Source organism: Alishewanella aestuarii B11, from assembly GCF_000280055.1.
GTDB classification, from domain to species: Bacteria; Pseudomonadota; Gammaproteobacteria; order Enterobacterales; family Alteromonadaceae; genus Alishewanella; species Alishewanella aestuarii.
Genome location: NZ_ALAB01000005.1, coordinates 14,180 through 34,380, shown reverse-complemented (window position 1 = coordinate 34,380; position 20,201 = coordinate 14,180). Strand labels below are relative to the sequence as shown.

25 protein-coding genes are annotated in these 20,201 nt (G+C 55.0%); 13 read left to right on the top strand and 12 right to left on the bottom strand.

Going from position 1 to position 20,201, the window contains the following annotated elements:
- Window positions 1-64: 64 nt before the first annotated feature.
- Window positions 65-841: a divergent polysaccharide deacetylase family protein gene (locus tag AEST_RS03050; RefSeq protein ID WP_008606966.1), complete on the top strand. Its 777-nt coding sequence runs from the start codon at window positions 65-67 to the stop codon at window positions 839-841.
- A 58-nt stretch (window positions 842-899) separates the two neighbouring features.
- On the opposite strand, the gene rpoH is transcribed toward AEST_RS03050, so the two are convergent.
- The 4 genes from rpoH to ftsY all read right to left on the bottom strand — a co-directional run bounded on the left by rpoH (window position 900) and on the right by ftsY (window position 4,806).
- Complete coding sequence (rpoH, locus tag AEST_RS03045; protein ID WP_008606965.1) at window positions 900-1,751, bottom strand: RNA polymerase sigma factor RpoH; 852 nt, start codon at window positions 1,749-1,751, stop codon at window positions 900-902.
- Window positions 1,752-1,898: 147 nt separating this feature from the next.
- Window positions 1,899-2,873: a permease-like cell division protein FtsX gene (ftsX, locus tag AEST_RS03040; RefSeq protein ID WP_008606963.1), complete on the bottom strand. Its 975-nt coding sequence runs from the start codon at window positions 2,871-2,873 to the stop codon at window positions 1,899-1,901.
- Window positions 2,870-3,553 carry a cell division ATP-binding protein FtsE gene (gene ftsE / locus AEST_RS03035; protein WP_008606962.1) on the bottom strand — a complete coding sequence of 228 codons (684 nt, stop codon included), beginning with the start codon at window positions 3,551-3,553 and terminating at the stop codon, window positions 2,870-2,872. The genes ftsX and ftsE overlap by 4 nt, the downstream gene beginning before the upstream one ends.
- Before the next feature lie 5 nt (window positions 3,554-3,558).
- Entirely contained in the window at window positions 3,559-4,806 is a 1,248-nt protein-coding gene (gene ftsY, locus AEST_RS03030) for a signal recognition particle-docking protein FtsY (protein ID WP_008606961.1), read from the bottom strand.
- An 80-nt stretch (window positions 4,807-4,886) separates the two neighbouring features.
- Between ftsY and rsmD the strand changes: the two genes are divergently transcribed.
- Window positions 4,887-5,486, top strand: coding sequence for a 16S rRNA (guanine(966)-N(2))-methyltransferase RsmD (rsmD, locus tag AEST_RS03025; RefSeq protein WP_008606959.1), 600 nt, complete (start codon window positions 4,887-4,889; stop codon window positions 5,484-5,486).
- Window positions 5,487-5,492: 6 nt separating this feature from the next.
- Here rsmD and AEST_RS03020 read toward each other — a convergent pair whose 3' ends face one another.
- Window positions 5,493-6,110 carry a YjaG family protein gene (locus AEST_RS03020; RefSeq protein WP_008606958.1) on the bottom strand — a complete coding sequence of 206 codons (618 nt, stop codon included), beginning with the start codon at window positions 6,108-6,110 and terminating at the stop codon, window positions 5,493-5,495.
- 66 nt (window positions 6,111-6,176) lie between these two features.
- Window positions 6,177-7,637: a coiled-coil domain-containing protein gene (locus tag AEST_RS03015; RefSeq protein ID WP_008606957.1), complete on the bottom strand. Its 1,461-nt coding sequence runs from the start codon at window positions 7,635-7,637 to the stop codon at window positions 6,177-6,179.
- A gap of 254 nt (window positions 7,638-7,891) precedes the next feature.
- Between AEST_RS03015 and AEST_RS03010 the strand changes: the two genes are divergently transcribed.
- On the top strand, window positions 7,892-8,470 hold the full coding sequence (locus AEST_RS03010; protein ID WP_008606956.1) for a DUF4136 domain-containing protein: 579 nt from the start codon (window positions 7,892-7,894) through the stop codon (window positions 8,468-8,470).
- Between the two features lie 56 nt (window positions 8,471-8,526).
- Here the strand turns inward: AEST_RS03010 and AEST_RS03005 are convergent, their stop codons facing one another.
- Window positions 8,527-9,102: a DUF3833 family protein gene (locus AEST_RS03005; RefSeq protein WP_008606954.1), complete on the bottom strand. Its 576-nt coding sequence runs from the start codon at window positions 9,100-9,102 to the stop codon at window positions 8,527-8,529.
- A gap of 98 nt (window positions 9,103-9,200) precedes the next feature.
- On the opposite strand from AEST_RS03005, the gene AEST_RS03000 reads away from it, so the two are divergent.
- A complete protein-coding gene (locus tag AEST_RS03000; protein WP_008606953.1) occupies window positions 9,201-9,818 on the top strand; it encodes a 2OG-Fe(II) oxygenase in 618 nt (205 codons plus the stop codon).
- A 7-nt stretch (window positions 9,819-9,825) separates the two neighbouring features.
- Here AEST_RS03000 and AEST_RS02995 read toward each other — a convergent pair whose 3' ends face one another.
- The 3 genes from AEST_RS02995 to AEST_RS02985 all read right to left on the bottom strand — a co-directional run bounded on the left by AEST_RS02995 (window position 9,826) and on the right by AEST_RS02985 (window position 11,891).
- Window positions 9,826-10,245 carry a DUF192 domain-containing protein gene (locus tag AEST_RS02995; RefSeq protein WP_008606952.1) on the bottom strand — a complete coding sequence of 140 codons (420 nt, stop codon included), beginning with the start codon at window positions 10,243-10,245 and terminating at the stop codon, window positions 9,826-9,828.
- A gap of 267 nt (window positions 10,246-10,512) precedes the next feature.
- On the bottom strand, window positions 10,513-11,370 hold the full coding sequence (gene ubiA, locus AEST_RS02990) for a 4-hydroxybenzoate octaprenyltransferase (protein ID WP_008606950.1): 858 nt from the start codon (window positions 11,368-11,370) through the stop codon (window positions 10,513-10,515).
- Complete coding sequence (locus AEST_RS02985; RefSeq protein WP_008606949.1) at window positions 11,367-11,891, bottom strand: chorismate--pyruvate lyase family protein; 525 nt, start codon at window positions 11,889-11,891, stop codon at window positions 11,367-11,369. Before AEST_RS02985 ends, ubiA begins: the two co-directional genes overlap by 4 nt.
- 186 nt (window positions 11,892-12,077) lie before the next feature.
- Here AEST_RS02985 and AEST_RS02980 point away from each other — a divergent pair, with 186 nt between their 5' ends.
- Window positions 12,078-12,482, top strand: coding sequence for a flagellar basal body-associated FliL family protein (locus AEST_RS02980; protein WP_008606948.1), 405 nt, complete (start codon window positions 12,078-12,080; stop codon window positions 12,480-12,482).
- 30 nt (window positions 12,483-12,512) lie between these two features.
- On the opposite strand, the gene glpG is transcribed toward AEST_RS02980, so the two are convergent.
- Window positions 12,513-13,319, bottom strand: a complete 807-nt coding sequence (gene glpG, locus AEST_RS02975) for a rhomboid family intramembrane serine protease GlpG (protein ID WP_008606947.1) — start codon at window positions 13,317-13,319, stop codon at window positions 12,513-12,515.
- Window positions 13,319-13,645: a thiosulfate sulfurtransferase GlpE gene (gene glpE / locus AEST_RS02970; RefSeq protein WP_008606945.1), complete on the bottom strand. Its 327-nt coding sequence runs from the start codon at window positions 13,643-13,645 to the stop codon at window positions 13,319-13,321. Before glpE ends, glpG begins: the two co-directional genes overlap by 1 nt.
- Before the next feature lie 141 nt (window positions 13,646-13,786).
- Here glpE and AEST_RS02965 point away from each other — a divergent pair, with 141 nt between their 5' ends.
- From AEST_RS02965 to AEST_RS02935, 8 genes are all read left to right on the top strand, one after another.
- Window positions 13,787-14,377, top strand: a complete 591-nt coding sequence (locus tag AEST_RS02965; protein WP_008606944.1) for a LemA family protein — start codon at window positions 13,787-13,789, stop codon at window positions 14,375-14,377.
- A 3-nt stretch (window positions 14,378-14,380) separates the two neighbouring features.
- Window positions 14,381-16,180, top strand: a complete 1,800-nt coding sequence (locus tag AEST_RS02960) for a M48 family metallopeptidase (RefSeq protein ID WP_008606943.1) — start codon at window positions 14,381-14,383, stop codon at window positions 16,178-16,180.
- A gap of 106 nt (window positions 16,181-16,286) precedes the next feature.
- Window positions 16,287-16,751: a hypothetical protein gene (locus AEST_RS02955; RefSeq protein ID WP_008606942.1), complete on the top strand. Its 465-nt coding sequence runs from the start codon at window positions 16,287-16,289 to the stop codon at window positions 16,749-16,751.
- Window positions 16,752-16,820: 69 nt separating this feature from the next.
- A complete protein-coding gene (locus AEST_RS02950; RefSeq protein WP_039924988.1) occupies window positions 16,821-17,693 on the top strand; it encodes an HDOD domain-containing protein in 873 nt (290 codons plus the stop codon).
- A 9-nt stretch (window positions 17,694-17,702) separates the two neighbouring features.
- Window positions 17,703-17,873: a DUF2256 domain-containing protein gene (locus AEST_RS16955; RefSeq protein ID WP_008606940.1), complete on the top strand. Its 171-nt coding sequence runs from the start codon at window positions 17,703-17,705 to the stop codon at window positions 17,871-17,873.
- Window positions 17,874-17,894: 21 nt separating this feature from the next.
- Entirely contained in the window at window positions 17,895-18,845 is a 951-nt protein-coding gene (gene dusC, locus AEST_RS02945) for a tRNA dihydrouridine(16) synthase DusC (RefSeq protein ID WP_008606939.1), read from the top strand.
- Complete coding sequence (locus tag AEST_RS02940; RefSeq protein WP_008606938.1) at window positions 18,842-19,639, top strand: SAM-dependent methyltransferase; 798 nt, start codon at window positions 18,842-18,844, stop codon at window positions 19,637-19,639. Before dusC ends, AEST_RS02940 begins: the two co-directional genes overlap by 4 nt.
- On the top strand, window positions 19,626-20,186 hold the full coding sequence (locus AEST_RS02935) for a GNAT family N-acetyltransferase (RefSeq protein WP_008606934.1): 561 nt from the start codon (window positions 19,626-19,628) through the stop codon (window positions 20,184-20,186). The genes AEST_RS02940 and AEST_RS02935 overlap by 14 nt, the downstream gene beginning before the upstream one ends.
- Window positions 20,187-20,201: the final 15 nt, after the last annotated feature.

Here is a 20,201-nt window from a genome sequence, read left to right as displayed (position 1 = left end):
ATATCAGGTTTTTCAGTATGCTGCGCATGACAAGCGGAAAACCGGAGCAATAAAAGGAATCCTAGTGCGACTGCTGCGTCTGTTATGTCTGAGCCTGTGCTGTCTGAGTTTACCGCTACTGGCCAGCCCCCGGATTGCGATCATTATCGATGATATTGGTTATCAACGCGCCGATCTGAAGATGGTGGAGCTGCCGCATGCGCTAACCTATGCCGTTCTGCCGCATACTCCCTATGGCCGGCAAGCCGCCAGACAAGCCGCTCAGGCGAAAAAAGATGTGATGCTGCATATGCCGATGGAAGCCAGCCAGCAAAATGCGCTGGGGCCGGGCGCGCTGACCCGCAATATGAGCCGCCAGCAAATTCATCATACCCTGCAGCAGGCGCTGGCAGATATCCCATACGCCATTGGCATTAACAACCATATGGGAAGTCTGTTTACCGCGCTGGAGCAGCCAATGGACTGGACCATGGAGTACCTGCAGCAGCGCCGGTTGTTCTTTGTCGACAGCCTGACCACCCCACAAAGTACCGCCAAAAAGTACGCCAGCCAGCATGGCGTGACGCTGCTGTCGCGGCATGTATTTTTAGACAATGAGTTAAGCGAAGCGGCGCTGGAGCGGCAGTTTAAACAATTACTGCAAATTGCCCGCCGCCATCAGGTCGCGATTGCGATTGGTCATCCGTACCCGGAAACCTATCGCTTTCTAAAACACCGCTTGCCGCAGTTGCAGGCAGAAGGCATTGAGCTGGTGGGGATCTCGGCGTTACTGCCACAGGAACATCAGGTGATAGCGGCAGGTGTGACCGCACCGGCGATCGCGGCACCACAGGAAGAATAATCACGACCTAATAAAAAACGGCGCTGCGGCGCCGTTTTTTGTCAGTCTGCTTTGACTATTAGTGTTGTAATACCTGCTGCAGCTTTTTCATCGCATTTTTCTCCAGCTGCCGCACCCGCTCAGCCGAGACCTGATAGCGATCGGCCAGCTCCTGCAGGGTTAGCTTCTGATTATCCAGCCAACGGGCACGTACGATATCCTGGCTGCGATCATCCAGGGTGCGAATCGCCGCCTGTAACCGATCCACTGCTGCGGTATCCCACTGATCATCGGCAACCTGCGCCGCCAGATCAGAACTTTTATCTTCCAGATAGTATACCGGCGCCGTATAGGCCTGCTCGTCATCTTCATCCGGCGCATCGAATGGCATATCATAGTTGCTCATCCGAGCTTCCATTTCACGCACTTCGTGCTCAGCCACACCCAGCGACTCAGCAACCTGCTGCACTTCCTGCTGATTAAACCAGCCCAGATGCTTTTTGGCCTTACGCAGATTAAAGAACAGTTTGCGCTGTGCCTTAGTGGTGGCAATTTTAACGATGCGCCAGTTTTTTAGCACATATTCATGAATTTCGGCTTTAATCCAGTGCACGGCGAAAGACACCAGGCGCACGCCTACCGCCGGATCAAAGCGCTTTACCGCTTTCATCAGGCCAATATTACCTTCCTGAATTAAATCGCTGATTGGCAGGCCATAACCGGCATAGCTGCGGGCGATATGCACCACAAAACGCAGATGCGACATAATCAACTGGCGCGCCGCTTCTAAATCACCGTCTTGCTGCAGGCGTTCGGCCAGACCGCGCTCTTCTTCAGCGCTCAGCATCGGGATAGTACTGACGGCATGGGTGTAAGCCTCCAGACTGCCGCTGGCTGCTACCGTAAGGGGCATGTAAGCTGATTTCGTCATGGTATTGCTTATCCTGTGTTGAACTAAGTGAGCTGATATTAGCACTCTTTGACTGAGAGTGCTAATACTAGTTGCAACTCTTTATAGATCTGGTTTTTATAAGATAAGCAATTTTTATAACCAGCTGTCAGCTTAGCCGCAGCGGGCTCAAGACGGCTCAATGGCCCGTAAATGACGGCGTACCGACAGATAGGATCCCATTACTCCGAGTAGGATCGCCAGTAACAGCAAGCCGCCGAACTCATGCAGACTCATTGCCTGTAACTGAAAATCGCTCTGGTACAGGCTGCTGATGCTGGCAATGGCGCTGCGCAACCACCAGAGTAAGGCTTCGGTGACCAGAAAGGCCAATAGCCCACCAAAGACGCCGAACCAAAGCCCGGTATAAAGAAAAGGTCGCTGAATAAAAGCATCGGTCGCGCCGACCAGCTTCATCACTTCAATTTCATCGCGCTTATTAATAATTGATAAGCGGATGGTATTGCTGACAATCAATAACACGGCACTGAGTAACAGCAGACCAATGGCCACCACCGCTTGCTGTAACAGCAGCACCAACGCATCCAGCCGTTGCAGCCATTCCAGATCCAGCTTGGCAAACTCGACTATCCGCTCTTTTTCCAGCTGCTGTTGTAACTGCCGGGCGGCAGCAGGTTCAGTATGCACCGGTAGCACCACCAGCACATCCGGCAGCGGGTTGTCGGTCAGATAATTCAGCGCCGCGCCAAAGCCGGATGCCTCGCGAAATTCTGCCATCGCCGCCTCTTTACTGATATGCCGCACGCCGACGATCTGACTGTCTGCTTCAAGAATGGTTTTCAGGCTCTGCACTTGCTGTGGTGTCGCGGTGTCACGGATAAACAGATTGATTTCTGCCGCCTTGGCAAAGCCCCCACTAATTTGCTGCACATTCTTGACCAGCAGGTGCAGCGTCGTTGGCAGCGTCAGGCTCAATCCCAGTACCGCTATCGTCATCAGTGAGGAACCCGGGGTACGCCAAAGCTCCCCCAAACTAAATACCGCCTGGCGGATATGGTGCACAAAAAACATCACAACACGCTGTATCGCATTAACGCGGCTGGCCTTAGCACCATGGGCCCGGCTGCTGAACAAAATACTCATAGCGGCTCCTGTGCTGGCATCAGGCCATCATTAATCATCCGGCCCTGCTTTAACGTCAGGGTGCGGTAACGCATCCGGGCAATCAGCCCCAAATCATGGGTTGCCACCAGCACCGAGACGCCAACCTGATTAAAGGCTTCAAACACCCGCATAATGTCGCGTGACAGTTCCGGATCCAGGTTACCGGTTGGCTCGTCAGCCAGTAGTAACGGCGGCTTATTAACCACGGCCCTGGCGATACCAACCCGCTGCTGCTCACCGCCTGATAAGGTCTGTGGTAGACAGCGCTGCTTATCCAGTAAACCGACCTTATCCAGCGCGGCGTGCACCCGTTTTACCATTTCCTTACCGGTAAAACCTTCAATCACCAGCGGCAAAGCCACATTATCAAATACGGTATGGTTCATCAGCAGCCGGTGATTCTGGTAAATAATGCCGACATCGCGCCGGACATAAGGAATTTGACTGCGTTTTAAGCGGCTAAGATCGATATTGTTAATCATCACCCGGCCAGTGCTGGGGCGTTCAATCATGCTGATCAGTTTCAGGATAGTACTTTTACCTGCGCCGGAGTGGCCGGTCAGAAACACCATTTCGCCTTTAGCGATACGAAAGTTAATCCGCTCCAGTGCCACAAAGCCACCCGGATAGCTTTTACTTACCTGATCAAACTGCAGCATAGCGGTTATTCCTTGTTAAACAGCGCCCGGATAAAGTCCTGGGCCTGGAACTGCCGCAGGTCATCGATGGCTTCCCCTACCCCGATAAAACGGATCGGCACCTTAAACTGATCGGCAATCGCAAAGATCACCCCGCCTTTGGCGGTACCATCCAGCTTGGTCAAACTAATACCGGTCAGAGGGACCGCTTCGTTAAAAAGTTTGGCCTGACTCAGCGCATTCTGGCCGGTGCCGGCATCCAGCGTCAGCATCACTTCGTGTGGTGCCGCCGGTTCAATCTTTTGCAATACCCGGACAATCTTTTTCAGCTCTTCCATCAGGTGTGCTTTATTTTGTAAGCGGCCGGCGGTATCAGCGATCAGCACATCGACTTTACGGGCTTTGGCCGCCTGATAAGCATCAAAAATCACTGAGGCGCTATCCGCGCCGGTATGCTGGGCAATCACCGGGATCTGATTACGTTCGCCCCACACCTGCAGCTGCTCCACCGCGGCGGCCCGGAAGGTATCGCCAGCCGCCAGCATCACGGTTTTGCCCTGCTGCTTAAACTGCTGTGCCATCTTACCGATAGTCGTGGTTTTACCAACACCGTTTACCCCGACCATCAGGATCACAAAGGGGCCGTCACTGGCTTCAGGTTGCAGTGGCTGTTCCACGTGCTGCAACAACTCGGCCATATCCTGCTGCAGTTTTTCATACAGCAGACCGGCGTCTTTCAGTGCCTTGCGATCAGCATGGCTGGTTAACTGTTTAATCAGCTTCTGGGTCGTATCCATACCGACGTCAGCCAGCAGTAACTGCGTTTCCAGCTCTTCGTACAGCTCGTCATCAATTTTCTTGCCAACGAACAGTGAGGCTAAACCAGCCCCCAGATTCAGACTGGTTTTCGCCAGTCCCTGCTTTAAGCGGGCAAACAGACCTGGCTTTTTCGGGTTATCCAAGATCGGGTTAACCTTGGGTGCTGCGGCCTCTGTCGGTGCTGCTGGCGCTGGTGCAGCGGTAACCAGCGCCGGACTGCTGTCTGCCTGCTGTGCGGCGGCCGGACTTTCCTGGGCTGGCAGGTCGGCCTCAGGCGCATCCGTTACTGGCGCCGCCGATACTGCTGTATCAGCAACCGGCGTAGCAGCGGCTGAGGTTTCCGTTGTTGCTGTCGCGTTAGCGGCCGTAGACTCAGGCTGAGTTGCCGTGTCCGGTGCATCTGATGGCTTCTTACCAAAACCAAGCCAGGAAAAGAGTTTATTCTGTTTTGTCATATGCAGTTAGGTCAGAGCTGAAAACTAGGATAAAATTGGCCTTATACTAACACCTTTATCTGTCAGGCAAAAACGAATCAATGAAACAATCGAGCAGTCGTGGTAGTGCAGGCGGCCCCAGCGGTTTCGTCAGAATCATCAGTGGCAAATGGCGGGGTAAAAAGCTGCCGGTAGCCGATGCCGCGGGCCTCAGACCCACGACCGATCGCGTTAAGGAAACCCTGTTTAACTGGCTGATGCAGGATACGGCACAAAGTACGGTGCTGGATTGTTTTGCCGGTAGCGGTAGCCTGGGTTTAGAGGCACTGTCACGCTACGCTGCTTATCTGACACTGGTAGAAAAAGCGCCGGCATTGGCGCGGCAGCTGCAGCAACATCTGAAAGCGTTAGCAGCGAGCAATGCTGAGGTGGTTAATGCCGATTGTCTGCAATGGCTGCAGCGCCCGGCACAGCGGCAATATAATCTGGTGTTGATCGACCCGCCATTCCGGCAGGGCTTGGCACTGCCTTGCTGTCTGGCGTTAGAGCAACAGGGCTGGCTGACAGACAGCGCCCTGATCTATCTGGAAACCGAGAAAGAACTGGCATTAGGAACCATACCCGCCAACTGGCAGCTGCTAAAGGAAAAGGTTGCCGGCCAGCTGGCCTATCGCCTCTTTCTGCGCCATAGTAGCCGCTAAATAAGGTTACTCTGTCTCCGGGCTAAGCTCCATACCGAGGTTAGTTAGCCCCTGCTCTTTGACCCAGGCTTTTAACTGCTGCATTTGTCCGCGGCCGATCCGCGTCATAGGTTTGACCAGTTCGATTAGCTCCGCCAGACACTCCATCTCGTATTGCATCAAGGGGTGATCCCGCACCAGCTTTTTCAGCTCAGCTTCGGTGGTAATATCCGCGTCTTCCGCTTCATATTCAATCAGCCGGGCCACGGTGGCCTGCGAAATCTTCGCCACATTAATAAATTCGGCGGCATCCTGTTCGCGGATGCCATTGAGCATCATATCCAGCGCCGTGGCGCAATCAACCGCCGGATAGACCCCGAACATATCGTAATGATTGACCTCAGGCGTCGCCAGCTCCAGTTCTTCCGCCAGGCGCTCGAAATTGATTTTCGCTTTCGGTACCGTCAGCCACTCCCAGCACAGATCAAGAATTTTGCGCACCAACACCGGATCGCCGAACTGACTGACTTCGCTAAACAGTTGATAATTCGGTAACATCCGCTCCAGCAAACTGGCAGCAATTGCCGCCTGCTGCGCCAGATTAAGTTCGCGCATCTGCTGAAAGTTATTGGCTTTTTGTTTCATAGCATTCCTAAAAAAGAGTGTTCCTGTCAAAAAAATAGCAGGCTAGCCGGCCTGCTTTGGCGCCTATTATGGCATGGTCGACAGCTGACGCTGTGCATATTCAAATTTCAGCTTGTATTCGGTCAGCCGGCTTTGCAGATCGGATAAGGCCGCCTGATGCTCTTCCTGGCCTTTGGCTAATTCCTGCCGCAGCACCCGAATGGTCTCCCGGGCCTGATCCGCTTCCAGCTGCTGTTTCTCGACTGTGACCTCCAGCCGCAAGCGGGCCTGTTGCAGCAGTAAATCCTGCCGCTCCAGCTGTTCCCGTAATTGCTGCTCACTGGCGGCCAGTTGCTGTAATTGGGCAAGCTGTTCGCTTTGTTGCTGATTCAGCACCTGATTTTCTTCCTGCAATTGCAGATACATCTGCTGCTTAAATTGCAGTTTCTGCCCCAGCTCTGTCTGCTGCTCAGTCAATTGCTGTATCAGCTGGCGTTGTGACTCAAACTCAGCCTGTACCAGCTCCAGTTGCTGCTGTAATGACGCCCCCTGAGCCGCCAGCTCGTCAGCCTTTTGTTGTTCAGCGGCAACAGCTGCTGCCGCTTGTTGTTTATGCTGCTGCAGCTGTTCGGTCAGTTCAGTCAGTTTCTGTTCGGCTTCTGCCTGGGCGGCTGCCGCTTGCTGCTCACGCTGTTGTAGCTGTTCGGTTAATTCCACCAGTTTCTGCTCAGCGTCTGCCTGGGTGGCGGTAACCTGCTGTTCGCGCTGCTGTAGCTGCTCGCTAAGCGCCGCCAGTTTCTGTTCGGCTTCCGCCTGGATGGCCAGCGCTTGCTGTTCACGCTGTTGTAGCTGTTCGGTTAATTCCGCCAGTTTCTGTTCGGCTTCTGCCTGTGCCGTAGCTGCGTGTTGTTCGTGTTGCTGCAGCTGCGCAGTGGTCTGCGCCAGTTGTTGTTGCAGCTCGGTTACTTTTTGCTGTTCAGCACTCAGCGTACTGGCAGTGCCAACACTGGCTGCAGCCAGCTGCTGCTCCAGCTCTGCCACCTTTTGCCGTTCCGCCGCATAAGCGGTATCGGCCACGGTCAGTGCCTCCTGCTGCACCTGCATTGCCTGTTGCAGCTCGGCTAACTGTTGCTGCAACTGACCAGCCATTTGCTGTTCTGAGGCGTGTTGTTCTGCCGCACTGGCTTGTTGTTGCTGCAACCCGGCTAACTGCGCTTCTAATTGCTGCAGTCTTTGCCGTAATTGCTGATTTTGCCGTTCCTGTTCCTGTAACAGCCGCGGATCGGCAGCAGGTGCCGGCACGGCCAACTCCAGCTGCTGCCGGCTTTGTTGCCAATCTTTGTAGAGTTTTTGATAAGCCTGTTCGTGGGCGATAAGCCGCTGCTGCCATTGGGCATCCAGCGCAGTTTGCATTTGTTGCAGCCAGAGTTGCTGCTGTTGCTGTAACTGGGTGGCAAAGCTGGCCAGTGCATCAGACAGGGCGGCTGAGGCCTGTTGACTGACTGCTTCAGGTTCAGCTCTGGTTGGCGTTTTATCCTTTGTTTTCATTATTATCTCGTAAAATCTGCCGTTACAGGCTGGCAATACACTATGCTAAGTGTAATAGCAGCACGCATGCAATGCTAACTTCTTAGCAGCATCAAGTCAGTGACTCCTGTCTGGCTGGGTAATTTGCTGTGCCAGCCGGAACTTAGTTTGCTTGCCGGCGTCAAAATATGCAAGTCGCCGCCGGGTTGATCGCAGAAATGGCTGGCGTAGTATAGTAAGATATCAAGGCTAAGTTGATTGAGATGGCGGTAGTTATGAATAAGCAGCATTCTTCCTGGCTCTGGCGCGGCATTCTGCTCGCCTCAGCCTTGTGGTTAACAGCCTGTGCCTCAGGTCCTAAAGTGCGAACCGATCAGGCGCCGAACGTCGATCTGAGTAGTTATCAAACCTTTGGCTTTATGTCCGAATTGGCAACTGATCGCGCCGGCTATACCAGCCTGGTGACCCAGCACCTGAAAGCCGCTATTACGGCGGAGATGACAGCGCGCGGTTACCGGCTAAGCGATGATCCACAGCTGTTGATTAACTTTAACTCTAACGTGGCCCAGCGTTCCGAAGTGCGCAGCACCACTTCACCCAGTCTGCATCCGTACAGCTACTATTATTATCGCCGTGGTCTGTATGCGCCTTTCCCCTACTATCAAACCGATGTGGAAACGGTGCATTACCGCGTTGGTACCGTAAATATTGATTTAGTGGATGCCAGCCGTAAGCAACTGGTGTGGGAAGGGATCGCCGAGGGCGTATTAAGCCAGCAGGATCTGCAGCAACCACGCGAGTCCACCGCGCGGGTCGTCAATCATATTTTTCAGCAGTTTCCAGGCCGCCGTTAAATGCGCTCAGCGCTGTTGAGCCCACAACGGGCTCAACGGCACAATGCCCGATACTATTACAACTTAGCTGCCAACTCTGCAACCTGCTGCTTTAACGGCGTACAGTCCGCACTGGCATCGGTTTGTTGGATCGATAACGTCAGCTCTGCCACCTTCAAGCCAAACTTATGCATCGTGGTGCGGTTAATCAGATTTTGCGGATCAATCAGATATAGCCAGTCTTTAACCGTCACATCCAGGGTGCTACCATCGTAAGGGATGCGCAACACATATTGCCAATACAACGCATTACCGGCCAGTTGGCCGCTGGCTTCCCCTACCACGTCACCGGCCGTACCACTGATTTTGCCTGAACTGTCCTGCTGCAGCCGCCAGTGCCGCTGCTCGATACGGCCGTCACTAAAATAGAACACCTCGTACAGGTCGCCACGGCCTTGTTGCCACTCGCCACAAAGATCCGCGGTAAAGCGTAGCGTCTGGCGGCCACGCCAGTCGTGTAGCACGCCATAGGCGCGGCCACTGCCAGCGAAGAACTCATCCAGTTTTAATACCGGCGTTTGTTGCCGGTAGTCCAGTACAGTTTTGCTGCAAGCGGTCAGCAGCAGTGTCGCCGCTAGTAAAGCGATGCGCATGGTCAATCCTCCTGTTTCTTACGTTGCTGATACGCGAGTCTCTATGAGCTGGCTCACTGCTATGGCAAACTATGTCCGTTACCGCTTTTGGAGTCATTATGTCAGCGCCAACCGCAACCGACTGGGACAGCATTATCACCCCCTTCTATCAGCAGGGCTGGGTTTGGCTACCCACTTTTTTACCCGAGCCGCTAACCTCTGCGCTATTGGAGGATTTGCAGCAGCAGCCGCTACGCGCGGCAGGCGTGGGCCGCCAGGCCGCGCATTTGCAGGATCAACAGATCCGGCGCGACCACACCGCCTGGCTGGACGCCAGTACGCCAGCACAACAGCAGTATCTGGCACTGATGCAGCAATTGCAGCAGGTATTTAACCAACGCTGTCTACTCGGCCTGTTTGATTTTGAATGCCACTATGCGCGTTATCAAAGCGGTGACTTTTATCAGAAGCATCTGGACGCCTTTCAGGGCCGCTCCAACCGGGTGCTGACCACGGTTACCTATCTTAACAGCGTCACTGAAGGTGGCGCTCTGGCATTGTATGACGAGCAGGATCAGTTGATCCGGCAGTTTCAGCCAGCAGCCGGCGGGTTAATTGTATTTGAGAGTGAGCGCTTTCCACATGAAGTGCTGCCGGCCAGCAGCCCGCGCTTTAGCATCGCCGGCTGGTTTCGGCGCAATAACAGCCTGAATGGCCTGATTGACCCCAGCCGCTAAGCGGCTGTCAGTCGCGCACTAAGCTGAGCTGACTGCCGACCGTCAAGCCGCGGGCGGCAAACCAGCCGCGCGGTTTCTCCAGGGCGGCAATCACCGGGCCTTCCGAGCTGACAATGCTTTCATCATAAGGCTCAAGTGGCTTAATACTCTGGATCTGCCAGTTGGCATCAATAAAGGCGACATCCAGCTCCAGACCGGTATTACGCATCCACAAACTTATTGACTCCGGCGCCGTGTATAACAGCAGCATACCCGGCTCGGCACTTTGCTGAAACATCAGACCGCGGGCTCGTAACGCCGGCGTATCGGCCAGTTGCACCGCAACTTGCTGCCCGGCAAAGGCGATCTGGGCCCTGCCAAACGGCGGCTCTGCCTGCACGCTGCAGCAACCCGCTAACAGCAGTAAACTAAGTAAATAGGCTTTCATATCAGTGCTCTTTCCAGTTAATTATGAATGATTCAGTCGGAATTAAAATGCCCTCAGGCTAGGCGCTTGTTTGCAGGTTTAGTGGCGCTAAATCAAAAACAAGCAACGACGTCTGAGGGCATTTTAAACCGACCCTGCGGGCGTTTGCCCGGGCTTCCAATGCCGCGTTGTCTCGTCTTGACAGAGCGCCACTATGCCTTCGACGAGTCGCCTTGCCTTGAAAGCCCGGGCAAACGCTGAACACGTCATAATTAACTGGAAAGAGCACTATACTCCCACCGCCACCCCGACAAACAGCAGCATACCAACATAATGGTTATCCAGGAACGCGGCAAAGGCGCCCTGAGGCCCCTTCGTCGCCCGGTAGTGCTGCCAGGCAAAAGCCGGCACACAGAGCGCCAGGGCTAAAAAGAACGGCCAGCCCAGTGCCAGCGTTTGCCCAAGCAATGCCAACAGGCCCAAAAAGCCGAGTTGCAACAGCGCTATCACCGGCTGGGCATAACGGCCAAACAACACCGCCGTCGATTTAATACCGGCCTTAAGATCATCGTCACGGTCGACCAGCGCATAAAAGGTATCATAGGCCACTGTCCACAGCAGATTCGCCAGATACAGCCACCAGGCATACAGCGGTACCTCGCCCTGCAGCGCCATAAAGGCCATCGGGATCCCCCAGCTATAGGCCGCACCCAATACCAGCTGTGGCAGATGGGTGTAGCGTTTCATAAAGGGATAGCTGCTGGCCAGCAGCACGGCCACCAGCGCAAGCAGTTGGGTTTGCCGGTTTAAGAACAGCAGTAAGCTGGCAGCCAGTAACAGCAACAGCAGAAACAGCTGCAGCGCTTCAACCGGCTGTAGCTGGCCACTGGCCAGTGGCCGGGCTTTAGTGCGGCTAACCTGACCATCAAAATGGCGATCGGCATAATCATTGATCACACAACCTGCTGAGCGCATTAACAGCACGCCGAGGCTAAAGATCAGCCAGTAATCGAGAGGCGGGATCCCATCCGCAGCAAGCCATAATGCCCACCAGGTAGGCCATAGCAGCAGATAGGTGCCGATCGGCTTATCCAGCCGCATCAATTGCCAGTAGGCCTGGCGTCGTTGCCAGCTTAGCGTTGTCATAGCGTCTCCACCACCGGCAGAAAAACCTCTGCCACTAATAAGGGCGCACCGGCTACCGAAAACACGGAGCGTCTGGCCCAATATTCACCCGCAGCGATCTCTGCGCTTGGCCGCGGCAGGCTAAGCCGGGCAATTTCAATCGGACTGCGTTGCAAATCCGGATACTGAAACAACAACTCGCCCAATGGCTGTTCCCCGAGGGCAGCCAGCTGCTGCAAGCGTTGTTGGCTGGACTGCGGGATCCAACTCTGGGCATAGACGGCCGCTTGTTGATCGCACCACATTAACACCTCGCGGCGGGTACAAAGGCTACTGGCCGGCAGCAGCGACTGTAAGGTCTGCGGCAGTGGCAAAGATTGCTCCGCCAGCAACTGCAGCCGGAATTGCTGACAGTGCGCTTTTAAACGGGCGGTCAGTGACGCCGGCTCCAACAGCCAGGGTAACAAAGTAGCCGGTGCCTTACTGGCATCAGCCTGTTGCCAGGGTTCAGCACAGGCCGCCAGCGAAAATACTGCTGTCATCAGTTAGTCGGGTTCAGAATGCAAAAATTGCCGCATTATAGCAAGGGCAGGAATTTTTTTAAGCGGCAATTCGTTTAACTATTCTTTACCCGGCCATTCGCCTAACTTTTTTAAGTCGGCAATTCGCCTAACTAAGAGACTGCTGATATGATTATCAGAAATCCGCTCCGATGAGGAAAGCTAACGTTGCGCGTATTACTGCCCCTGATCTTTGCACCACTGCTGTTATTAACAGCGCTGCCTGCCCAAGCACAGCAAAATGTGCCTGAGGTGGTGTATTACGGCTTTGACCCGGATATCGTCACCAACTATGTCACCGAAAACCGCCGCACCCTGGGTTACTTGCGGGTGTCAGTAGAGCTGATGTTACCCAGCCGGGATATGCTGAAAACCATCGAGTACCATGAGCCACTGATCCTGGATACCATTATTGGCATTCTGAGTAAGCAATCGGAAGAGAAGGTCAAATCCCTGCATGGGCGCGAAGAGATCCGACTGATTATTCTGGAACAGCTGCAACAGGTGCTACGCCGGGAAACCGGACAGCCGATGGTGCAGGATGTGTTGTTTACCAAATATCTGTATCAGTAACGGCAGAGCCTGCCGTTACTGCCAGCTGAATTATTGATGCCGCCGGTCCCGGCTTAACCAGGCCCAGAGTAAGCCACAGCCCAAGCCGCCCAGATGCGCCCAGTTCGCCATATTAACCCACAGCAGATCGAAGAAGCCCAGCAGCAACCACAGCAACATAAAGCCAAACAGACCATGCCCCAACTGATAGCGCTGGCGACCGCTTAATACATCACTCAGGTAGCAATAGCCCACCAGCGCATACACTACCCCGGATAAGCCACCAAAATTGGGACCGGCCAGTGCCAGTTGCAAGCCATTGGAAATCACCGCACTGCTCAGCGTCAGTTGCAATAAAAAGCCACTGCCTCTGAAGCGTTCGATTTTGGCGCCCAACAAGCCCCACCAGGCCAGATTAAACACCAGATGCGTCAGTGAGAAATGCAGTAATATCGGAGTAAGCCAACGCCAGAGCTCTGCATTATTGGTTAACAGCAGTGCCTGAGCGGCCGCGCGAAAATCCAGCTGTTGCCAGCCATAGACCGCCAGCGTCAGCGCAACCAGCAGCAGAGTTAGCGGCAGTTGGCGCCACAGCTGCTTGGACGGCAGCCGGATCGATGGCTCAAGTTGCACACTGTTACTCTGTTGCCAGGCTGCCGCCTGATAACGCGGATGATCCGGCTCACGGATAAATTCCGTCAACAGGGCTTCCACTTGCGGCAACTGCGCGCTGTCGGCCAGCAGCAGTGTCAGCTCGCCTTCCAGCTGCAGCTGCACCGTCAGCCCCTGACTGGTGCAGTAATCGGCAAATAACAGCGCCGCCGGCTGGGCCCGAAACTCCGCAACCTTAGTCAGCATCAGGCGTCACTGTGCCCGCTGACAACAGGCTGCTGGGTGCGCCAGCTCTCAACGCCGCCATCCATACTGTACACCTGTTCGTAGCCCTGCTCTGCCAGATAACGCGCCGCGCCCTGACTGGAATTACCGTGATAACACACTACGACCACCGGCTGTTCAAATGGCACCTGGCGCATAAACTGGCCCAGGCTGGTGTTGGTCAAATGAAAGGCGCCCGCAATATGACCACTGGCAAAACTTTGTTCGTCGCGGATATCGGCAATTACTGCCTGCTGGGCTAATAAATCCAGCGTTTCTGCCACTGAAATACGTTTAAAATCACTCATAGCTACTCCCGGTGCAAGGCCGTTATCATACCGCAGGTTGCCGCACTTTAGTACTAATCCGGCGAAATCCGGCTGCAGACACTGGACAGAAGGTTAAACTTTCATTAACAATACACCTTGATATCCTGTAAGGAGCTTAAAATGACGTTACTGATAATTCTGGCCTTGCTGGCGGCGGTGGTATTTTACCTGATCAGCATCTTTAACCAGCTGGTTAAACTGAAAAACCGTTTTCAGAATGCTTTTGCGCAAATCGAAGTACAACTTAAGCGCCGTTATGATCTGATCCCCAACCTGGTGGAAACTGCCAAAGCCTATATGCAGCATGAGCGCGAAACGCTGGAAGCCGTGATCGCCGCCCGTAATGCCGCGCTAGCCGGGCTGAAAGTGGCCGCCAATAACCCGGGCGATGCCGGTGCCATCAGCCAGTTAGCCCAGGCCGAAGGCGCGCTGCAAGGTGCAATGAGCCGCTTTAGTATGGTGATGGAAGCTTATCCGGACCTGAAAGCCAGCGCCAATATGCAGCAGCTGTCAGAAGAGCTGACCAGCACCGAAAATCGTGTTGCTTTTGCCCGTCAGGCCTTTAATGATGCGGTAACCGAATATAACACCTACAAGCAAAGCTTCCCGCCGATGTTCTTTGCCGCCAGCTTTGGCCACAAACAGGATGCCAAGCTGCTGGAATTCGCTGACAGCGCGCAAATTCAGCAGGCTCCCAAAGTCAGCTTTTAAGCAATGGCGAGCAATTTCTTCCAGCAACAGGATCTGGCCCGGCGCAATACCCGGGTCCTGATCACGCTGTTCGCTTTGGCGGTGCTGGCGCTGATCATCCTGACCAATCTGCTGGTGATGCTGAGTTTCAGCCTGTTTCAGGGTGGCCCGGTACAACTGCCATGGGAAGTGATCAGCAGCATCAGCCTGGTGGTACTTGCCGTGGTGGGCCTGGCGATTATGGCCAAGTGGCAGCAACTGAAACTGGGCGGCCGCAGTGTAGCCGAAGCGCTTGGCGGGGTGCGTCTGAAACCGGATGCTCAAGATCCGCTGCAGCGCCGGTTACTGAATGTGGTAGAGGAGATGGCGCTGGCAGCTAACCTGCCGGTGCCACCGGTTTATCTGCTGGCCGAACGCGGCATTAACGCCTTTGCTGCCGGTTACAGCCCGGCCGATGCGGTTATTGGCGTCACTCAGGGCGCGCTGGAGCAACTTAGCCGCGACGAACTGCAGGGCGTGATCGCCCATGAATTCAGCCATATTCTGAACGGCGATATGCGCATGAATATCCGGCTGATCGCGGTGCTGAATGGCATCTTATTTATCGGCCATCTTGGTTATTACCTGTTACGCGCCGGCCGTGGCGCCAGCTATGCCCGCTCCAGACGCAATAATAATGATGGTGCCGGCGCCATTATGCTGCTGGGGCTTGGCCTGGTCGTGATCGGCTATCTCGGTTCGTTTTTTGGTAATCTGATTAAGGCTGCCGTCAGCCGGCAGCGCGAGTACCTGGCCGATGCTTCGGCGGTACAGTTTAGCCGTAATCCAAGCGGTATTGCCGGCGCCTTAAAGCGCATTGGTGGTCATCAATACGGCGCCAAAGTACAACACGCCAATGCCGATGAAGTCAGCCATTTATTTTTTGGCGAAGCGCTAAGCCGCTGGGTGGCGATCTTTGCTACCCATCCGCCGCTTGAAAAACGTATTCGCCGGCTGGATCCAAGCTGGAATGGCCGTTATCCAAGCAGCCAACAGCCAGTCAAACCCACTGTATCCCAGACCCCGGAGCAACCGCAGGAGCGCCAGCGTCGCGCCATGCTGGCCGCTATCCCGGTGCTGCTAAGCCAAAGCAGCCATCAAACCCGTCCGGCACAGGCTATCGCCTGTGCGCTATTACTCAGAACTGAGCAGCTAGCCAACCAACTGGCCCAGATTAAAGCCTATGGCGGCAGCCAGTTGCTGGCCGAAGTTGATCAACTCTCCGATGCGGTACAACGCCTGGCCCTGCCACAGCAGGTGCAGTTGTTGCAAATGTCGGTGCCAGCGTTAAAGCAGCTGAGTGAGTCAGAGTTCCGCGCCTTCGATAAGTTACTGCGACAACTGGCCGGTAACACGCCGGATCTGGCACAGTGGCTTAGCTTAAGTTTGCTGGAGCATGTGGTGGCCAGTGAATTCGACAGCAAAGAACTGGTTCGCCAGTATAACCGCCAAAGCCTGGCCGACCTGTTGCCCGCCCTGCTGCCCTTGCTCAGCGCCGTTGCCAGCGCCGCCGGTGACAGCAATAAGCAGCAAGCCTGGCAGGCCGCGCTAAATGCGCTGCAACTGCCAGCGGATACCACGGCACCTCAGGTAGACTTTAGCCGCCTGGATCAGGCATTGCGGCCGCTACTGAGTGCGGCTCCGGCAATCAAACAACAGGTCTGGCAGAGCATCCTGGCAGCAGTCGCTGCTGATCAGGCGGCAACGGCCGCAGAGCAGGGCTTACTTAACCTGCTGGCGTTACTGCTGGAGCTGCCGGTGCCGCTGACTGCGGATTTCCACTAGCCGGGCCGGCAATTGCGGTTAAATCGCTACAAGATCCGGCCAGAGGGCTTTAGTGCAGCTCCGACCTCAGGTAGAATAGCCGCTTGTTTAGCAAGCCGGGGTCGCCATGTCTGATAATCGTTTGTTCCTGTTGTACGATCCGTCGTTCGACGAAATGGATGCCGAAGGCTGCCCGGGTTTTGGCTATGTGCTGCTGTTTTCCGAGCAGGATGCCGAACAATTTACCCCGGGTGAAAACCCCAGCTGCGCCGCTGTTTCAATGCTGTTTACCGATCATGCCGATGGCAGCATCAGCGGTGACTTATTAGGCTGGGCGCATCTGGATGATCCGGTATTTCAGCGCTATCCGCTCGGGCATTTTCTCGCCTTAATGGAGCAAGCCGCCCAGGTGGCGATTAATGCCTACCGTCAGGTGCATCAGGTACCGGATAAGCTGGTGGCGGTGCATTTAGCAGACGACGACCTGCTGCAATTTGATGTGCAGTTTCTCGACCTGCAGCTCACTGATCAGCAGGCAGAAACGCAACTGGCACAGCAATTAATGCTGGGCCGGCCTTACCTCGATTCGTAAATCCTTAGTTCTGATTAGCGGCGCACGACAAAAGGCATACCCAAAAGTGCACAACCGGGAGTAAAGCAGATGGTAAAAGCAATCGATATGAGCCTGGTTGAGCATGCGCTGCAGGGCTTTACCATTCCGCCACAACCCCAGGTACTGCGGCATATCCAGCAACAACTGAATGCTGCCGAACCGGACTTAAACCGTATTGCTTCGCTGATTGCGCTGGATATCGGTATTGCCGGCTTTACGCTCAAGGTAGTCAACTCGGCCTACTTTGGGCTGCGCAATAAAATTACCTCGGTGGAGCAAGCCTGCCGCTATCTGGGATTAAACCGGGTAGTGATGCTGGTACGCAGTGTACTGCTGCGCTTTACGCTGGAAGAAGGCCGCCAGGATGAGTTTAGCCGCAAGCTCTGGACCAATGCCCTGCATACCGCCACCCTGGCGATGACACTGGCGAAACAGCTGAATTTTGATCAGCAGTGCCAGGACGATTGTTACTCACTGGGGCTATTTCGCAACGCCGGCATGGCACTGATTAGCCAACAGGCGCCGCAATATGCCACTGTGCTGCAGCAAGGTTTGCTGCAACAGCAGGCGGTCAGCAGTATTGAAGAGCAGCATTTTCATACCAGCCATGAAGTGCTGGGCTATCTGATTGCCGAATCCTGGGGTCTAACCCAGACACTGTGTAATATTATTGCCTATCACCACAGCCCGGCGCTGTTGCTGGAAACCGATAACCAGGCCGAACATCAGCGCTTTGCCATTTTAAAAATTGCCGAATTTTTCAGTGGTGAAAGCCGGCAGCTGTTTCAGGTTAATCTGGATCCGGAATGGCAGCTACATCAAAGCCGTATTCTGGATGTGTTGGAGCTGGAGCCGCTGCAATTGCCGGAGCTAGCCGAGCTGTTGCACCGCCAGGAACTGCGCACCATCTATAGCGTTTAAGGCGGCTTTATGGCCCACCACAAAACCACCCTGCCGCAAAAAATCTGCCCGGTGTGCCAGTTAGCTTTTAGCTGGCGCAAAAAGTGGCAGCGTAACTGGGATGACGTGCGCTACTGCTCTGAGCGCTGCCGCCGGCAACGCCAGCATGCGCACGCCAGCTCGCCGCAAGACAGCAACTAAATGAAGCAAAACAGTAACTAAATGAAAATCGTACTGGCCCCGATGGAGGGCGTGGTTGATCACCTGATGCGCGAGATGCTGACGCAAATTGGCGGCTATGACTTGTGCATTACCGAATTTGTGCGGGTGGTGGACCAAAAACTGCCGGCCCGGGTGTTTACCCGGCTGTGCCCGGAACTGCTGCAAGGTGGTAAAACCCGCGCCGGCACCCCGGTACGGGTGCAATTATTGGGGCAGGAACCACACTGGCTGGCCGAAAATGCAGCGCGGGCGGTGGAACTGGGCTCACCCGGCGTCGATCTGAATTTTGGTTGCCCGGCAAAAGCAGTGAATAAAAGCCGCGGCGGCGCCGTGCTGTTAAAAGAAACCGAGACCCTGTATCGGATCGTAAAAACGGTGCGCGACGCAGTGCCAGCGCAGTTCCCGGTCAGCGCCAAAATTCGGCTCGGTTATGACGATACCAGTCTTGCGCTTGACAATGCTAAAGCCATTGCCGAGGCCGGCGCCAGCAGCCTGGCGATCCATGCCCGCACCAAAAGCGATGGGTACCGGCCACCGGCGTACTGGCCCTGGATTGCCAAAATAAAGCAGCAGGTAAAAATACCGCTGGTTGCCAACGGCGAGATCTGGAATGCCGAGCAGGCGCTGCTCTGTCAGCAGCAAAGTCAGTGCCAGGATATTATGCTTGGCCGCGGCGCGCTGGCGATGCCCAATCTGGCGCGGCACATCCGTGATCAGGCCGCCCCACTGCCCTGGCCAGAGGTGCTGGCGTTATTGATGCACTATTCCGAATTTGAAATTGCCGGCGATAAAGGCAAATATTACGCTAACCGGGTAAAGCAATGGTTTAGTTACCTGAAACTGCAATACCCCGAGGCGCAGCAGTTATTTAGCCAACTGCGCTTACTGACCAAAAGCCGGGATATTTTGCAGTTACTTGAGCAACAACGCAGCGACCAGGAGGCCACATGACGCAGGGCAGTCTGATTTGCCTGGGTACCGGCATTATGCTGGGCGCCCATCTGGACCCGCTTAGCCGCAACTATATCGCTGCTGCCGATGTGGTCTTTGTGCTAATGGCCGATGCGTTAACCGAGCAATGGTTACTGGAAATGCACCCGGACGCCCGCTCACTGCAGCCTTATTATCATCAGGGGCCATCACGCCAGCATAGCTATCAGCTAATGGTTGAGGCGATGCTGGCTGAAGTCGTAGCCGGTAAAAAGGTGGTTGGCGCCTTTTATGGTCATCCGGGGGTCTTTGCCTGGGTACCGCATCAGGCAGTGAAGCAGGCGCAGCAACAAGGTTATTTTAGCCGGATGCTACCGGCGATCTCAGCCGAAGACTGTCTGTATGCCGATCTGGGGATTGACCCGGGCCGCTATGGTTGCCAGCTGTACGAATGCAGCCAGTTTATGTTTTATCAGCGCACTATCGATACCGCCGCCTACCTTATTTTATGGCAACTGGGTGTTGCCGGCGACCGCAGTCTGGCACGCTTTGCCACCCCCGGCCAATACCGGCAGCTGTTAAGCGACTATTTATGCCGTTTTTATCCGCCGGCACATCAGGTTACCCTGTATGAAGCGGCCAGCCTGCCGACCCAGCAAGCCCGCATTGAGCATTTGCCTCTATCAGAGCTGGCACAGGCCACTGTCAGCGGTAAAACCACACTGGTGATCCCGCCCTGTAGCGCGCTACAGGCCAATACGGAGCTGCTGCAACAATTGGCCGCACTGGATCAGGCAACAGATGTTAGCCGTTAACGGCACCAGCCAACCCGGCCTGACGTTACAGGCTCTTGACCCTGCGGCCGAGCCACTATTTCTGGCGTTATTTTGCGAACCCCAGGTAATGCGGCATATCGGTCCGGCACTAAGCATAACGCAGGCGCGGGCGCGTTTTAATACGCTGCTACAGCACCTGCAGCAGCCTGCCTCTTTGCCTGTGACCACAGCGACAACCACCAGCTGGCCGGCAGCGTACTTTCAGGTACAACTGGCCGGAGTGGGCGCTATCGGGCTGGCGATGTTATTACCGGGCGCCAATGCCAGCGAGGCTGAGCTTGGCCGTATGTTGTTACCTGCCTGGCAACAGCAGGGGCTCGGCACCCAACTTAGCCGATTGTTGATTGCGCAGGCCGGGTGTCTGGGCGGAATTGAAACCCTGAGCAAAAGGATCCAGCAGCAAAATCTCGCCGCCCTGCATTCGGCAGCCAAGCTGGGGTTTAAGGTCAGTGCCGAACTAGCGGATGGCTTTTTACGGCTAAGCCGGCCACTTAAGCTGAACCCGGCGGAAGAATCCCGAAAATAAAACCAAAGGCCCCTT

Excerpts from the sequence above, each read along its gene's own strand:
- rpoH (WP_008606965.1), bottom strand. The coding sequence starts at position 1,751 with ATGACGAAATCAGCTTACATGCCCCTTACGGTAGCAGCCAGCGGCAGT.
- ftsX (WP_008606963.1), bottom strand. The coding sequence starts at position 2,873 with ATGAGTATTTTGTTCAGCAGCCGGGCCCATGGTGCTAAGGCCAGCCGC.
- ftsE (WP_008606962.1), bottom strand. The coding sequence starts at position 3,553 with ATGCTGCAGTTTGATCAGGTAAGTAAAAGCTATCCGGGTGGCTTTGTG.
- ftsY (WP_008606961.1), bottom strand. The coding sequence starts at position 4,806 with ATGACAAAACAGAATAAACTCTTTTCCTGGCTTGGTTTTGGTAAGAAG.
- rsmD (WP_008606959.1), top strand. The coding sequence starts at position 4,887 with ATGAAACAATCGAGCAGTCGTGGTAGTGCAGGCGGCCCCAGCGGTTTC.
- AEST_RS03020 (WP_008606958.1), bottom strand. The coding sequence starts at position 6,110 with ATGAAACAAAAAGCCAATAACTTTCAGCAGATGCGCGAACTTAATCTG.
- AEST_RS03015 (WP_008606957.1), bottom strand. The coding sequence starts at position 7,637 with ATGAAAACAAAGGATAAAACGCCAACCAGAGCTGAACCTGAAGCAGTC.
- AEST_RS03010 (WP_008606956.1), top strand. The coding sequence starts at position 7,892 with ATGAATAAGCAGCATTCTTCCTGGCTCTGGCGCGGCATTCTGCTCGCC.
- AEST_RS03005 (WP_008606954.1), bottom strand. The coding sequence starts at position 9,102 with ATGCGCATCGCTTTACTAGCGGCGACACTGCTGCTGACCGCTTGCAGC.
- AEST_RS03000 (WP_008606953.1), top strand. The coding sequence starts at position 9,201 with ATGTCAGCGCCAACCGCAACCGACTGGGACAGCATTATCACCCCCTTC.
- AEST_RS02995 (WP_008606952.1), bottom strand. The coding sequence starts at position 10,245 with ATGAAAGCCTATTTACTTAGTTTACTGCTGTTAGCGGGTTGCTGCAGC.
- ubiA (WP_008606950.1), bottom strand. The coding sequence starts at position 11,370 with ATGACAACGCTAAGCTGGCAACGACGCCAGGCCTACTGGCAATTGATG.
- AEST_RS02985 (WP_008606949.1), bottom strand. The coding sequence starts at position 11,891 with ATGACAGCAGTATTTTCGCTGGCGGCCTGTGCTGAACCCTGGCAACAG.
- glpG (WP_008606947.1), bottom strand. The coding sequence starts at position 13,319 with ATGCTGACTAAGGTTGCGGAGTTTCGGGCCCAGCCGGCGGCGCTGTTA.
- glpE (WP_008606945.1), bottom strand. The coding sequence starts at position 13,645 with ATGAGTGATTTTAAACGTATTTCAGTGGCAGAAACGCTGGATTTATTA.
- AEST_RS02965 (WP_008606944.1), top strand. The coding sequence starts at position 13,787 with ATGACGTTACTGATAATTCTGGCCTTGCTGGCGGCGGTGGTATTTTAC.
- AEST_RS02960 (WP_008606943.1), top strand. The coding sequence starts at position 14,381 with ATGGCGAGCAATTTCTTCCAGCAACAGGATCTGGCCCGGCGCAATACC.
- AEST_RS02955 (WP_008606942.1), top strand. The coding sequence starts at position 16,287 with ATGTCTGATAATCGTTTGTTCCTGTTGTACGATCCGTCGTTCGACGAA.
- AEST_RS02950 (WP_039924988.1), top strand. The coding sequence starts at position 16,821 with ATGGTAAAAGCAATCGATATGAGCCTGGTTGAGCATGCGCTGCAGGGC.
- AEST_RS16955 (WP_008606940.1), top strand. The coding sequence starts at position 17,703 with ATGGCCCACCACAAAACCACCCTGCCGCAAAAAATCTGCCCGGTGTGC.
- dusC (WP_008606939.1), top strand. The coding sequence starts at position 17,895 with ATGAAAATCGTACTGGCCCCGATGGAGGGCGTGGTTGATCACCTGATG.
- AEST_RS02940 (WP_008606938.1), top strand. The coding sequence starts at position 18,842 with ATGACGCAGGGCAGTCTGATTTGCCTGGGTACCGGCATTATGCTGGGC.
- AEST_RS02935 (WP_008606934.1), top strand. The coding sequence starts at position 19,626 with ATGTTAGCCGTTAACGGCACCAGCCAACCCGGCCTGACGTTACAGGCT.